13 protein-coding genes and 1 pseudogene are annotated in these 13,422 nt (G+C 70.7%); 7 read left to right on the top strand and 7 right to left on the bottom strand.

The features are described from left to right. Positions 1-21: 21 nt before the first annotated feature. Positions 22-851, top strand: a pseudogene (locus OHB13_RS34775) (IS5 family transposase). Between the two features lie 25 nt (positions 852-876). On the opposite strand, the gene OHB13_RS34770 reads toward OHB13_RS34775, so the two are convergent. The 5 genes from OHB13_RS34770 to OHB13_RS34750 form a co-directional block, all read right to left on the bottom strand. Next, entirely contained in the window at positions 877-1,182 is a 306-nt protein-coding gene (locus tag OHB13_RS34770) for a DUF7677 family protein (RefSeq protein WP_328374641.1), read from the bottom strand. Positions 1,183-1,237: 55 nt separating this feature from the next. Next, on the bottom strand, positions 1,238-2,692 hold the full coding sequence (locus OHB13_RS34765; RefSeq protein WP_328379805.1) for a sugar porter family MFS transporter: 1,455 nt from the start codon (positions 2,690-2,692) through the stop codon (positions 1,238-1,240). 251 nt (positions 2,693-2,943) lie between these two features. Beyond that, positions 2,944-3,486 (bottom strand): DUF1707 SHOCT-like domain-containing protein, encoded by a 543-nt coding sequence (locus tag OHB13_RS34760; protein ID WP_328379804.1) that lies wholly within the window; start codon positions 3,484-3,486, stop codon positions 2,944-2,946. Positions 3,487-3,533: 47 nt separating this feature from the next. After that, on the bottom strand, positions 3,534-4,502 hold the full coding sequence (locus OHB13_RS34755) for a pyridoxal-phosphate dependent enzyme (protein WP_328379803.1): 969 nt from the start codon (positions 4,500-4,502) through the stop codon (positions 3,534-3,536). A gap of 134 nt (positions 4,503-4,636) precedes the next feature. Beyond that, on the bottom strand, positions 4,637-5,431 hold the full coding sequence (locus OHB13_RS34750; RefSeq protein ID WP_328379802.1) for an SAM-dependent methyltransferase: 795 nt from the start codon (positions 5,429-5,431) through the stop codon (positions 4,637-4,639). Positions 5,432-5,755: 324 nt separating this feature from the next. On the opposite strand from OHB13_RS34750, the gene OHB13_RS34745 reads away from it, so the two are divergent. Further along, positions 5,756-5,959: a hypothetical protein gene (locus OHB13_RS34745; protein WP_266861880.1), complete on the top strand. Its 204-nt coding sequence runs from the start codon at positions 5,756-5,758 to the stop codon at positions 5,957-5,959. 116 nt (positions 5,960-6,075) lie between these two features. On the opposite strand, the gene OHB13_RS34740 is transcribed toward OHB13_RS34745, so the two are convergent. Beyond that, a complete protein-coding gene (locus OHB13_RS34740) occupies positions 6,076-6,771 on the bottom strand; it encodes a FadR/GntR family transcriptional regulator (protein ID WP_328379801.1) in 696 nt (231 codons plus the stop codon). A gap of 161 nt (positions 6,772-6,932) precedes the next feature. Between OHB13_RS34740 and OHB13_RS34735 the strand changes: the two genes are divergently transcribed. The 4 genes from OHB13_RS34735 to OHB13_RS34720 are packed head-to-tail and all read left to right on the top strand — an operon-like array spanning position 6,933 to position 11,090. Next, complete coding sequence (locus OHB13_RS34735; protein ID WP_328379800.1) at positions 6,933-7,892, top strand: dihydrodipicolinate synthase family protein; 960 nt, start codon at positions 6,933-6,935, stop codon at positions 7,890-7,892. After that, the gene (locus tag OHB13_RS34730; RefSeq protein WP_328379799.1) at positions 7,889-8,848 is read left to right on the top strand and encodes an ROK family protein; all 960 of its coding nucleotides are present in this window, start codon (positions 7,889-7,891) and stop codon (positions 8,846-8,848) included. Before OHB13_RS34735 ends, OHB13_RS34730 begins: the two co-directional genes overlap by 4 nt. Then, positions 8,845-9,555 (top strand): N-acetylmannosamine-6-phosphate 2-epimerase, encoded by a 711-nt coding sequence (locus OHB13_RS34725; protein ID WP_266861885.1) that lies wholly within the window; start codon positions 8,845-8,847, stop codon positions 9,553-9,555. The genes OHB13_RS34730 and OHB13_RS34725 overlap by 4 nt, the downstream gene beginning before the upstream one ends. A gap of 59 nt (positions 9,556-9,614) precedes the next feature. After that, on the top strand, positions 9,615-11,090 hold the full coding sequence (locus OHB13_RS34720; protein ID WP_328379798.1) for a sialate:H+ symport family MFS transporter: 1,476 nt from the start codon (positions 9,615-9,617) through the stop codon (positions 11,088-11,090). A gap of 97 nt (positions 11,091-11,187) precedes the next feature. On the opposite strand, the gene OHB13_RS34715 is transcribed toward OHB13_RS34720, so the two are convergent. After that, positions 11,188-12,312 (bottom strand): YeiH family protein, encoded by a 1,125-nt coding sequence (locus OHB13_RS34715; RefSeq protein ID WP_328379797.1) that lies wholly within the window; start codon positions 12,310-12,312, stop codon positions 11,188-11,190. 114 nt (positions 12,313-12,426) lie between these two features. Here OHB13_RS34715 and OHB13_RS34710 point away from each other — a divergent pair, with 114 nt between their 5' ends. Continuing rightward, positions 12,427-13,356 (top strand): LysR substrate-binding domain-containing protein, encoded by a 930-nt coding sequence (locus OHB13_RS34710; protein WP_328379796.1) that lies wholly within the window; start codon positions 12,427-12,429, stop codon positions 13,354-13,356. Positions 13,357-13,422 lie beyond the last annotated feature (66 nt).

Here is a 13,422-nt window from a genome sequence, read left to right as displayed (position 1 = left end):
CTGGTGGATCATGGTGTCGTGATACGTCGCCATGAACTGTCGGATGCCGAGTGGGAGTTCGTCCGGCCCCTGCTGCCCAGGCCGCTGCGGGGTAGGAAGCGGCTGGACGATCGCATGGTGCTCAACGGGATCGTGTGGAAGTTCCGGACGGGGGTGGCCTGGCGGGATGTGCCCGACCGGTACGGTCCGTGGGCCACACTGCACACCCGGTTCCGGCGGTGGGCTCTGGACGGAACGTTCGAGCGAATGCTGCAGGCCGCCCAGGCCGGGGCGGACGCGGACGGGGACGTCGACTGGCTCGTGTCGGTCGACTCCACCGTCGTCCGCGCCCACCAGCACGCCGCCGGGGCACGAAAAGGGGGCTCCGCAGCCCCGCACTCGGACGTTCCCGAGGTGGCCTGACCAGCAAAATCCATCTGGCCTGCGACGGTGCCGGCCGTCCGCTCGCTTTCACGCTCACGGGCGGCAACACCAATGACTGCACCCAGTTCACTGCGGTGATTGAAGCGATACGAGTGCCTCGCATCGGCCCGGGGCGGCCCCGAGTACGACCCTCCCACGTGCTGGGCGACAAGGGCTACAGTTCCCGGGCCATCCGCACCTGGCTGCGACGACGCAGCATCGGTCACACCATCCCCGAGCGGGCCGACCAGGTCCAAAACCGGCTCCGGCGCGGCAGTCGCGGCGGGCGCCCACCGGCCTTCGACAAGCAGCGCTACAAGCAGCGAAACGTGGTGGAACGCTGCTTCAATCGGCTGAAGCAGTGGCGCGGCATCGCCACTCGCTACGACAAGACCGCGGAGTCCTTCCATGCAGCCGTCACTCTCGCGTCGCTCCTGATGTGGGCGTGATGTTCTGACGGTGAACGCCGGGTCATCAGAGATGGAGCTCCGTCTCCCAGGCATCGAAGGGCGGCTCGACCCGATAGCTCGGGTCGCAGCACACTCGGACCCACTGCGCGACCCGGTACTGCGCGTCTCCGTCGTTCAGCACCATGCCGTCGGTGTCGATTTGCAGCACATTGCTATAGATCGCGAAGACCTGTTCCAACGAGGAGCCGGAGTGAAAAACGGTCGAGCGATAGTCAAACCCTTCGAGCAGGTCCAGGTCGAGGGTGCCGTTCGCCAAGTAGAAAGCGAAGAGCCGGAGCGAAGCGCGCACGTCGACAGAAAGATGTTCCACCAAGGCATCATGCTCAGCTACCGCGCCATCTTGGCAAGATCTTTGAAGACACTGCCTAGGCGGACGGTGCCCGCGCGGCCGGCGGGCGCTGATATGTCTCGCCGGTCATCGACTCCAGTTCCCGCTGCTTCGTCTCCGGGACCTTGCCGCGTACGAAGAAGAACGAGGCCAGGGCGAAGAAGGCGAACGTGCCGTACAGCCAGGAGAGGCCGACCTGGCGGGTCATCGGCTCGAAAGCGAAGGTGACGATGAAGTTGAAGACCCAGTTCGACGCCGTGCCGATGGCCAGTGCCATCGCGCGCATCCGGTTCGGGAACATCTCAGCCAGCATGATCCACAGGATCGGGCCCCACGAGAGCGCGAAGAAGACGACAAAGGCGTTCGCACCCACCAGCGCCAGCGGCCCGTAGGGGCTGGGCAGCGACACATGGTCTCCGCTGCCGTGCTGCTGGGAGAAGGCCACCGCGGTGAGCAGCAGCGACAGGAACATGCCGAGCGAGCCGACGGTGAGCAGCCGGCGGCGGCCGACCCGGTCCACGAAGAGCATGGCGACCACGGTCATCACCACATTGATCCCCGCGGTGATCACCGAGGTGGTGAACGAGCTGGACTCGCTGAATCCGACCGACTTCCAGAGAGTGGTCGAGTAGTAGAAGATCGCGTTGATGCCGACCAGTTGCTGGAACGCGGCCATGATGATGCCGACCCAGACCAGCGGGTGCAGGCCGAACCGCTTGCCGCGGATGTCGGCGAACGTACTGCGGTGCTCCTTGTCCAGGGTCTCCCGGATCTCCTCGACCTTGCCCTCGGGGTCGCTCTCACCGGTCACCCGCTGGAGCACTCCGGCCGCCTTGCCGTACTCGCCCTTCAGTACCAGGTAGCGGGGCGATTCCGGGATCAGCATGGCCAGCAGGCCGTACACCAGTGCCGGGATGACACCGACCAGGAACATCCAGCGCCAGGCCGCCATGCCGAACCACAGGTTCTGCGAGGCGCCGCCCGCGGCGCCGGCCAGGCCCTTGTTGGAGCTGAGCACCACCAGCTGGCCGACGGTGATCGCCAGCTGCTGCAGGGACCCCAGAGCGCCGCGCCCCTTCGCGGGCGCCACCTCGGAGATGTACGCCGGTGCGATCACGGAGGCGACGCCGATGGCCAGCCCGCCGACCACCCGCCACACCATGAGGTCGGCCACGGAGAAGGCGGTGGCCGACCCCACGGAGCTGATGATGAACATCACCGCGCCCAGCACCATCACACGCCGGCGTCCCCAGCTGTCCGCCAGCCGCCCCGCGTACCAGGCACCTACCGCGCAGCCCAGCAGAGCGATGGAGACGACAAAGCCGGAGAGGAACGTGCCGAGATGGAAATGTGAGCCCAGTGCGTCGACCGCGCCGTTGATGACGGACGAGTCGAAGCCGAAAAGAAAACCGCCGACCGCGGCGGCAATGGAGATGCCTACAGCTTTACCGCCACGTTGGGGTGCGTCTGTGAGGGGAGCCGTCTCCGCCATGAACACAATCACCTGACTGACATCGTTGTCTGCTGCCGCTTCACTGTGCGTGAATGCGCCCTTTACTTCGGTGTACGCGACACCGTGCGCCACCTTTACGGCGACGCGACACCTTTACGGCGCTCGCGTACCCACGCAGAAACGCGGCAGTCCCCCGGAAACCTGTGAGGTCGGTCAAGCCCTGGCGGTGAGCGGAGAAGCGGATTGTGAATGAGACGGCGAGCCGTGGCGTACGGTCGCCGGACCCCCGGTCAGCGTCGGCGGTGCGTGATCTTCAGCCGGCCGTACCCCATGGCACCGGAGATCCGGATGTGCGGACCGCCCGTGGCGGCACGCCGGGGGGCCCGGTGGACGGGCTGTTTCCAGTCGGCGCGGAGTCCCTCGTAGTCGACCGTGGCGTGGTGCGGCAGCACGATACGGGCCCGGCCGCTGCCGAGCCGCAGCTCGATGTCGACCACCGGGTACTCGATCACTGCCCGCGACAGGTCGAGCTCGACCTTGCCGAAGGCCGACTCGACCCTGAGAGTGCGGGGCACCCGCCAGCCACGACCGCGCTCGATCCGCCCGCCGACGGCCTCGATCTCGACGGTGCTGTCCGCGGCTCCGGAGGGCAGAGCGGCCAGGGCGGGTACCAAGTCGCCCTGTGTTCTGGCGGTCAGCGCCGTCTGGAGGCGTTCGTCCATCTCCTCCGACGAGAGGTGCCCCTCGGAGAAAGCCTCCTGGAGGCGCTCGACGGCTGCGTCACGGTCGCCGTCCGAAATCAGTGACGTCAGGTCTTCCGGCAGTAGGGCCACGCGGTCACTTTAACGCTGACCGCCCTGTCGCCCCAGGCCCGGGGCGGTCAGTTCCCGCAGAGTTCGGCGAACCGGCTGGCGCCGATGTTGCCGCCCGAAATGATCACCCCGACGCGCTGCGGGAGGCGGTCGACGCGGCCCGCCAGCAGAGCGGCAAGCCCGGTGGCGCCACTGGGCTCGATGACGATCTTCAGGCGTTCGAACGCGAACCGCATGGCGTCACGGATCTGGTCGTCGGTCACCAGGTCGATGCCGTCGACCAGCCGCTGGTTGACGGAGAAGGTCAACTCGCCGGGGATGTCTGCCGCCTGGCCGTCGGCGATGGTGCGCGGAACGGGGATGGACACCCGCCTGCCCGCCTCCAGGGACCTCTTCGTGTCGTCCCCGGCCTCCGGTTCCACTCCGATCACCCGGATACGGTCCCGCAGGCCCTTGGCGACGGTCGCACTGCCCGCCATCAGCCCACCACCGCCGACCGGCACCACCAGGGCGTCGAGATCGCCCGCTTCCTCGATCAGTTCGAGTGCGGCGGTGCCCTGTCCCGCGATGACGTGCGGGTGCTCGTACGGAGGGATGAGCGCGAGGCCGCGGTCGGCGGCCAGTGCCTCACCGATGGCGACGCGGTCGCCGGTGTAACGGTCGTAGGTGACGACCTCGGCGCCGTAGCCGGCGGTGGCGTCCAGCTTCGACTGCGGGGTGTCCTCCGGCATCAGGATCACCGCGGTGGTGCCCAGCTCCTTCGCGGCGAGGGCGACGGCCTGCGCGTGGTTGCCCGAGGAGTACGCGGCGATACCCTTGGCCACCTGCTCCGGCGACAGCCGGGAGGCCGCGTTGTAGGCGCCACGGAACTTGAAGGCGCCGATCCGCTGGAAGTTCTCGCACTTGAGGTGCACCTCCGCGCCGACGAGCCGGTCCAGGGTGCGTGAGCGCAGCACGGGGGTGCGGTGGGCCACGCCCTTGATCTGCGCGGCGGCGTCGCGGACGTCGTCGAGGGTGACCGGCAGTGCGTTCGTCATGCGGGGGCTCCATCGGGGCTCGCGGGGATCAGGTGGCCCGTCAGGTATGGCCGGCGCCCCGCCGGGAATCCGGACGAACGGTCTGGACGATCAGTCTAAGAGGCGGACGGAACGTCCGGACGCCGGGTCCGGGGTCAGGGCTTACGGGCCACTCCCGCGTACATGTTCGTCCCGTTCTCCGGCGGGACCACACCGTCGGCCGGCCGCCAGGACGTCATCGGCACCACGCCCGGTTCGGCCAGGTCGAGCCCGGTGAACAGGGCCTCCACCTCGGCCCGGGTGCGCAGATACATGGGGATGCCCCGCTCGGTGTATTCGCGCGCCAGTGCCGCGGATTCGGGGGCGAGGTCCCCGGTGGCGAGGGTGAGCGCCAGGTAACTGCCCGGCGCCAGCGATTCCATCAGCGTCTCGATGAGACCTTGCGCGTCCTTCACGAACTGCAGCATGGCGATCACCGTGAGGCCGACCGGCTGGTCCAGATCGAGCGTCTCACGCAGGGCGGGGTCGGCGAGGAGCGTGTCCGGGACGGTCATGTCCGCCTGGATATAGGCGGTCCGGCCCTCCGGGGTGCTGCGCATCAGCGCGTCGGCGTGCGCGAGGACGATCGGGTCGTTGTCCACGTAGACGATCCGCGCCTCCGGGGTCTGCCGCTGGACGACCTGGTGCAGATTGGGTTCCGTCGGGATGCCCGTACCGATGTCCAGGAACTGGCGTATCCCGGCCTCCGCGGCCAGCCAGTGGGCCATCCGCCGCATGGTCGCCCGGTTCGCCAGCATGCTCGTCCGCAGCCCTGGCCAGGCACGGAGCGACGCTTCGGCAGCCACCCGGTCCACTTCGTAGTGGTCCTTGCCGCCCAGGATGTAGTCGTACACACGCGCAGAGTTCGCCCGGTTGCCCCGCACGTCCGCTCGGCCGTTCCGCTCGCCCATCCTCTACCGCCCTTTTCGCTTATCGGTGCTGCGCCCGGTGTCCGGAGAGCATAGACGCCGCAATCTCCGAATGATCTCGCCTCGTCGGACCCATCGCCCTTGGGGCCGACCGGAGTTGGGCCCTCACCCGGCGTACGAGCGCCACGGTCCGGACGGGTACAGGTCGGCTCGGCCCGCTGGCGGCCCCAGGCACGCGACCGTACGGATTCCCCTGGATCCGAACCGTAGTTGGTTGCCCGACCGAGGGGAGAATCGGTACATTTTGCGCATTCAGGGTGGGGCGAACCTATAATTGCTGCAAAGGTCACTACGGAAGGACTTCCGATGACTGAGTTGCAGGACAAGGCTGAGTTGCAGGACAAGGAGTTCTACGCCAGTGACAGGCCCGCGCATCCGGTGCTCCCGGAGGACCGGCCGCGCGGCGGCGGTCCGAGGGCGCCGATGAAGCACCGGGGACCCTGGGTCGGCGCGGCCATCGTCGTCGGCATCATTGTCTTGATCATGGTGGGAGTGGCGCTCTTCCCGTGAGGCCTGCCGCACGACGATGAGCACAGTACGGCCCACCCTGGCGGGCCGTACTGTGCTCATGCGCAATCGCAACCGCCTCCCCTCCCGGACTCGCGTCCAGCAGGCCATCGCGCACCTCACCCCGCCGCACCGGGCGCGAGCCGCTCCCTGATGCCGTCGAAGTGGGTACGCATCGCGGTGCGGGCCCGCGTGCCGTCACCCGCCGCGACCGCGTCGACGATCTCCCGGTGCTGGGCGACCGTGGCGGCCGGGTCCTGGTGGCCGTCACCCGTGTCGCCCCGCACCTGGTCGAGGGCGGCCCAGAACGCGTCGAGCACTTCGCTGAGCAGGTGGTTGCCGAGGGACCGGTACAGCACCAGATGGAAGGCGCGGTCCGTACTGCGGGCGATACGCCCCCGCGCGGCCTCCCCCTCCATCTCCGCCACGATCCCCCGCAGCACCACGAGGTCCTCGCCGGGCACCGACGCCGCGACGCTGTCGATCAGTCCGGCCTCCAACGCCTCGCGCACCCGCATGAGTTCGTAGAGGCTCGCCTCGCCGTTGCGGTGGCGTACCGCCGCACGGAACGCGAGGCCCTCCACCAGCGGGGCCAGGGAGAGCGAGCCCACGAAGGTGCCGGAACCGCGGCGGATCTCCACGACCTGCAGGGCCTGCAGCGCCTTGAGCGCCTCCCGGACCGTGACCCGGCCGACCCCGAAGAGTCCGGTCAGTTCGGTCTCCGTGGGCAGCGGGCCGCCGGGCGAAAGGCCGCGGTCCAGGATCAGCCGGCGGATACGGGCCTGGACGTCTTCGGACGCCGTACTGCGGACCACTGAGGCTCCTCCCGGGGCCCGCTCCCGGGCCTGAAGTGTGACCGGGGTCACTTTGACGATTCGCACCCCGTGGGGACTATTCTAACCGCAAGACATAGGACATCTGATGTCTCATGTCGTGGAGAGAATCTCCAGCCCTCACTTGCACCAGGAGTAACCCCATGGCCCTGACCGCCCCCCTTCGCGGGGTCGTACCGCCCGTCTGCACCCCGCTCGACGCCACCGGGGAGATCGACACCGATTCGCTCTCCCGCCTGGTCGAGCACCTCATCGGCGGAGGTGTGCACGGTCTGTTCGCGCTGGGGTCGACCAGCGAGGTCGCCTATCTCACCGACGCTCAGCGCGCGACGGTCCTGGAGACCGTGGTCCGCGCGGCCGCCGGCCGGGTCCCGGTGCTCGCCGGTGTCATCGACACCACCACCGCCCGGGTGATCGACCACGCACGGGTCGCGGCCCGGCTGGGCGCGGACGCACTGGTCGCCACGGCGCCCTTCTACACCCGCACCCACCCCAAGGAGATCGCCGGCCACTTCCGGCGCATCCGGGCGAGCGTCGACCTGCCACTGTTCGCGTACGACCTTCCGGTCTCGGTGCACAGCAAGCTCTCCGCGCCCCTCGTGCGCGAACTCGCCGAGGACGGCACGCTGGCCGGGCTCAAGGACAGCAGCGGCGACGAGGGCGGGCTGCGCCGTCTGCTCGTCGAACTCGGCGGCCGGGACGGCCGGAGCCAGGGCCCCGTCCCCCACTTCAGTATCCTCACGGGCTCCGAACTCACCGTCGACGCCGCGCTGCTGGCCGGCGCCGACGGTGTCGTACCCGGCATCGGCAATGTCGACCCCGCGGCCTATGTGCGGCTGTACGAGGCCGCACGCGCCGGCGACTGGACGCTGGCCGCCAAGGAACAGGAGCGGCTCGTCTCGCTCTTCGACATCGTGGACGTGGGCCCCGATGCCGACATGGGGCGCAGTTCCTCGGCGCTCGGCTCCTTCAAGGGCGCACTGCGGCTCCTCGGTGTCATCGCGTGCGGCGACACGGCGTTCCCGCAGATCCAGCTCGACGCCGAATCCGTCGCGCTCATCGCCGCGCGGCTGCGCGCGGCCGGACTGACCCCTCCCCGATGACGACACGGACGACCCACCGCGGTCCACGTTCGGCGGCGGGTCCCGTCATCGGGCTTGACCTGGGCGGCACGAAGATCGCTGCCGCCCTGGTCGGGCCGGACGGGGCGGTGCTCGCCCGGCACACCCTGGCGACTCCGTCGACCGCCGGCGCCGACGCCGTGCTCGACGCGCTGCGCGACGCCGCCCGCGCCGTCGACCGCGGTGCGGTGGCGGTCGGTGTCGCCGCGGCCGGTGTGGTGGACCCGCGTTCGGGCACCGTCACCAGCGCGACGGACTCGATCCGCGGATGGGCGGGCACCGCGCTGGGCTCCGGCCTCGCGGACCGCACCGGCCTTCCGGTCGCCTGTGACAACGACGTACGCGCTGCCGCGGGACCCGAACTCACCGCGATCGGCGGCGAGTCCGCTTCCCTGCTGTTCGCGGCCGTCGGAACCGGGGTCGGCGGCGCGCTCGCCTGCGACGGGCGGATGCTGCACGGTTCCGCGGGCATCGCGGGCCATCTCGGGCATCTGCCGAGTCCCGAAGCGGCCGGGCTCGACTGCACCTGCGGTGGCGCCGGGCACCTTGAGGCGGTCGCATCCGGGCCCGGCATCACCGCCCTGTACGAGCGGCTCACGGGACGGACCGCCGACCGGCTCCAGTCCGTGGCCGAGCGGGCCGCGGCGGGTGACAGCGGCGCCGTACGGGCCATCACCACCGGCGCGCGGGCCATGGGCCGTGCGCTCGGCGGCCTCGCCAACACGCTGGGCCCCGACCGGGTCGTCGTCGGCGGCGGCGTACCGGGAATCGGCCCGCTCTACTGGGACGCCCTCACGGCCGCCTTCGCGGGCGAGCTGATGCCGCCGCTGCGCCGGCTGCGCCCCGTGGCGCCGCTGTACGGCGCCGACGCCGCCGTACTGGGCGCCGCCGCTCTGACCACCACCGTCCCCCTGCACAGACCGGGAGCCCTCCTGTGACCACACCGTCCCGTACGCAGCCCCGTACGCCGTCCTCAGCGCTGGCCGGCGCGCTGCGGGGCCGGCTCATCGTGTCCTGCCAGGCACCTCCCGGCGACCCGATGAGGGAGACCGGCACCCTGGTCCGGCTGGCCAGGTCCGCGGCGGCGGGCGGCGCGGCAGCCGTACGTGCCAACGAGCCCGAAGTGGTGGCGGCGATCCGGGAATCCGTGGACCTCCCGCTGATCGGCCTGTGGAAGGACGGCGACACCGGTGTGTACATCACGCCGACCGTCCGGCACGCTCTGGCGCTCGTGGCGGCGGGGGCCGATGTGGTCGCCGCCGACGCCACCGCCCGGCCCCGCCCCGACGGCGGCACCTTCGCCGCTCTCGCCGAGGCGGTCCACGCGGCGGGCGCCCTGGTGATGGCCGACGTCTCCACCCTTGAGGAGGGCATCACCGCCGCCGCCGACGGCGCGGACCTGGTGTCGACCACCCTCTCCGGATATGTTCCCGGCTCACCGCAGCAGGACGGCCCCGACCTCGAACTGGTCGCCGCCCTCGCCGGTGCGGTGGACGTCCCCGTCGTGGCCGAGGGCCGTATCCGTAATCCGCACGAGGCCGCCGCAGCACTCGCGCACGGCGCCCACAGCGTCGTCGTCGGTACCGCCATCACCGCTCCCACCGCGCTGACCGCCGCGTTCGTCTCGGAACTTGCCCAGCGATAGCGCATCACCGCCTGCCGGCCGGCCTCAGTGCCGAGTCCGTCCGGCATTCTGGAGGCATCGTGCACAACAAGACCCAAGCCCCGCTCCCCTGGTACCGCGAGGTATCCCGCACCCAGTGGAAGTCGTTCTTCGCCGCCTGGATCGGCTATGTCCTGGACGGCTTCGACTTCGTGGTGATCACCCTGGTCCTCACCGAGATCAGCGCCGACTTCCATCTGAGCACGGTGCAGGCCGCCAGCCTGGTGTCCGCCGCGTTCATCACCCGCTGGCTCGGCGGGGCCGTACTCGGCGCCCTGGGCGACCGGTACGGGCGCAAGCTGTCGATGATCGTGAGCATCCTGCTCTACTCGCTGGGCACCTTCGCCTGCGGTCTGTCGTGGGACTACACCAGCCTGTTCGTCGCGCGCCTGGCGATCGGCATGGGCATGGCCGGTGAGTACAGCGCGAGCGCCACGTACGCCATGGAGAGCTGGCCCGCGCGGCTGCGCAACCGGGCGAGCGGCTTCCTGATCTCCGGCTTCTCCGTGGGTTCGGTGCTGGCCGCCCAGGCGTACAAGTGGATCGTCCCTGCGCTGGGCTGGCGCTGGATGTTCTACATCGGCCTGGTGCCGATCGTGGTCGCCCTGTGGCTGCGGCGCGCCCTGCCCGAGGCCCCCGAGTGGAGCGAGTCGGTCAAGGAGAGGACCGCCAGGCCCAATCCGTTCCGCCCGCTCTTCGCCACGCCGGTCCTGGCCACGGTCAACATGGTGCTGGTGGCCGTCGCGACCGTAGCCCTGTTCGCTGTCTTCACTCCGGCCGGTGCGGGGATGGTGCCCGTCCTCTCGGTCCTGGCGGGGATCAGCCTGCTCGCTCTCGCGGTGCAGCTGGGCGGCCGGCGCAGCTGGCTGCTGTACGTGTCCATGATCGTGACCGTCTTCTTCGCCTTCCTGTACACCTGGCCCATCCAGGCGCTGCTCCCGACGTATCTCAAGACCGACCTGGGTTACTCGCCGAGCCAGGTGAGCGACGCCCTGTTCTTCGCCGGGTTCGGCACGATGGCGGGCTGCTGGCTGGCCGGCTTCGTCGGCGACTGGATCGGTACGAAGAAGGCGTACGCGTTCACACTGCTGGCCTCGATGGTCTTCGTGTTCCCGGTGTTCGCCGTGCACGACAACCTGCTGCTGCTCGGCGTCCTGCTGTTCGTGCTGCAAGCCCTGAGTTTCGGTATCTCCGGGCTGCTGCCGCGCTACATCGGCGGCCACTTCCCGACCGAGGGCCGCGCCGCCGCGCTCGGTTTCACCTACAACGTCGGCGCGCTCGGCGGTGCGGTGGCTCCGGTCCTGGGCGCGCACCTGGCTTCGGGCATGCCGCTGGGCCGGGCCCTCGCCGTGCTGACCTTCGCGGGCACGGTCCTGGTCGTCCTGCTGGTCGGCTTCGATGTGCCGGCGCGGCTCAACCGGCTGACGGACCCGGACGGCATCCATGACCATCTGGCCGCCGATCTGCCCGCTGTGCCGTCCTCCGCGCTGCCGGTGCAGGAGCAGACCCGGGCCTGACACCCTCCGTACGCGGAACACCCCGGCGGGGCAGTCGTCGTCGACTGCCCCGCCGGGGTGCCGGCGGTCACCGGGACTGCGGCCCCGGTGTGCACGCTCAGGTGGTGAGCAGGACACCCGCGTAGCTCACCCCCGCGACGACCACCCAGGACGCAAGCCCGAGGGCGGCCGTCTTGGCTCCGGAGCGGGCGAGCGACGGCAGATGGACGGCGCTGCCGAGGCCGAAGAGCGCCATGGCCAGCAGCAGCTGCTGCGCGGTGTCGGCGGCGTCGAGCACCCCGGTGGGCAGCACGCCGGTGCTGCGCAGGGCGGTCATCGCCAGGAAGCCGATCACGAACAGCGGCACGATCGCCGGACGGCGGGTGCCCAGCGCCTCCTTGCCGCCGGCCTCCTCGTGGGCGCGGCGCCGCCGGTGGGCCATCGCGACCCCGGCGACCAGCGGTGCGAGCATCGCCACCCGGATCAGCTTGACCATCACGGCCTCGCCGAGCGCGGTCGGGCCGGCGGTCTGCGCGGTGGCCACGACCTGGCCGACGTCATGGACACCGGCGCCGACCCAGCGGCCGAACTGCAGATCGTTCAGGCCGAGGGGGTGGTGCAGCAGCGGAAGGACCGCGATGGCGAGGGTCCCGCACAGGGTGACCAGGGCGACCGAGGTCGCCACGTCGGCCGCCAGCTGCTCGTCGTCCTCGTCCTTGCCGAGCGCACCGCTGACGGCGCTGATGGCGGAGGCGCCACAGATCGAGTAGCCGGTGGCGATCAACAGCGGCTGGTCGCCGGGCAGTCCCATCTTCCGGCCGAGCCACCAGGTCCCGAAGAAGGTCGCGAGGACCACGCAGAGCACCATGGTCACCGTCGCCCAGCCGAGGCCCAGGACATCGCCGATGCTGAGCTTGAGTCCGAGCAGCACGATGCCGCCGCGCATCAGCCGCTTGCCGGCCGTCGTGAGCCCCGCCTTGCCCCGGCCCCGTACGAAGGAATGCACCCCGGGGACGTGCGCCGCCACGACGCCGAGCACGACGGACGCCGTCAGCATCGGCACGGCGGGCACCAGCGCGTGCACGCCCTCGGCGAGGCCGAGTCCGACGACGGCGAGCGCGAGGCCGGGTGCGTTGCGGCGCACCGGCCCCGGTGCGGACGCGCCGCCCGGGGACGGCTTCGACGGCTGTCCGCCGGGTCCGCCGGGGGACGACGAGTGGGTGCTTTCCGTACTCAGTGTCATGATCACCAGCCTGTGGGCGATCGGCACAGCCCGGTAGACGCGAATCCGGGACCAGGTCATAGGGTTCCCCTATGAAGGTTTTCCTATGAGGCCATGCCGTACGAGGAGGCACCGGTGAGCGAGCGCGGGGAGACCCAGGACAGCGGGCAGCGGCCGCTGCCCGATCTGCAGTCGCTGCAGCTGCTGGTCACCGTGGCGGAGACCGGCAGCCTGGGCAGGGCCGCGGCCCGGATGCTCATCAGCCAGCCGTCGGCCAGTGCGCGGATGCGCACGCTGGAACGCCACCTCGGGCTCCAGCTCCTGGACCGCTCCACCGCGGGGTCCCGGCTCACCCCGGCCGGGGCGGTGGTGACCGACTGGGCGCGTGCGGTGCTCGAACAGGCCGCGGCGCTGGTCGAGGGGGCCGCGGCACTGCGGTCCCGGCAGGACAGCCGGCTGCATGTCGCCGCCAGCCTGACCATCGCGGAGGAGCTGATGCCGGGCTGGCTCGTCACCCTGCGGGACAGTGCGCCGGACGCCCATGTCGGGCTGACGGTGACCAACAGCTGGGGTGTGGTCGAGGCACTGCGCCGCGGCGGCTGCGACCTGGGATTCGTCGAGGGCCCCCGGATCCCCGACGATCTGCACCGCTCAGCGGTGGGACGCGACCGGCTGGCCGTCGTGGTGGCGCCCGGCCATCCCTGGACACACCGGCGCAGCGCCCTGAGCGGGCGCGAGTTGGCCGACACCCCGCTGCTGCTGCGGGAGGCGGGCTCCGGCACCCGGGAGACGCTTGAGCGGGCGCTGCGCCCGTACGACGGAATCGCCGTCCCGGTCCTGGAGCTCGGTTCCACCGCCCCGCTGCGCAGCGCGGCAGCCCGCGGTCTGGCACCCGCGGTGCTCTCCGCTCTGGCCGTACGCGAGGACGTGGCGTCGGGCCGTCTGGTCGAGGTCGAGGTCGACCCCTCCGTACGGCTGCACCGCGTCCTGCACGCGGTCTGGCCCAAGGGCCGCGAACTGCCGGAGCCGGCGCTCCACCTGCTCCGGGTGGCCAAGCACCGGTAGGGCGTGTCCGGGTCGCGCCGTCCGCCCGCGCTCCGAAAGGCGGGTGGACGGCGCGGCCTCGGGTCC

It is taken from the genome of Streptomyces sp. NBC_00440 (assembly GCF_036014215.1).
Taxonomy (GTDB): Bacteria; Actinomycetota; Actinomycetes; order Streptomycetales; family Streptomycetaceae; genus Streptomyces.
Note: the sequence above shows the minus strand (reverse complement) of the source record. Positions and strands in the feature narration are given on the sequence as shown.

Bases quoted from the DNA above. Each gene is read 5' to 3' on its own strand.
- OHB13_RS34735 (WP_328379800.1), top strand. From the start codon at position 6,933: ATGGCCCTGACCGCCCCCCTTCGCGGGGTCGTACCGCCCGTCTGCACC.
- OHB13_RS34755 (WP_328379803.1), bottom strand. From the start codon at position 4,502: ATGACGAACGCACTGCCGGTCACCCTCGACGACGTCCGCGACGCCGCC.
- OHB13_RS34730 (WP_328379799.1), top strand. From the start codon at position 7,889: ATGACGACACGGACGACCCACCGCGGTCCACGTTCGGCGGCGGGTCCC.
- OHB13_RS34750 (WP_328379802.1), bottom strand. From the start codon at position 5,431: ATGGGCGAGCGGAACGGCCGAGCGGACGTGCGGGGCAACCGGGCGAAC.
- OHB13_RS34765 (WP_328379805.1), bottom strand. From the start codon at position 2,692: ATGGCGGAGACGGCTCCCCTCACAGACGCACCCCAACGTGGCGGTAAA.
- OHB13_RS34715 (WP_328379797.1), bottom strand. From the start codon at position 12,312: ATGACACTGAGTACGGAAAGCACCCACTCGTCGTCCCCCGGCGGACCC.
- OHB13_RS34745 (WP_266861880.1), top strand. From the start codon at position 5,756: ATGACTGAGTTGCAGGACAAGGCTGAGTTGCAGGACAAGGAGTTCTAC.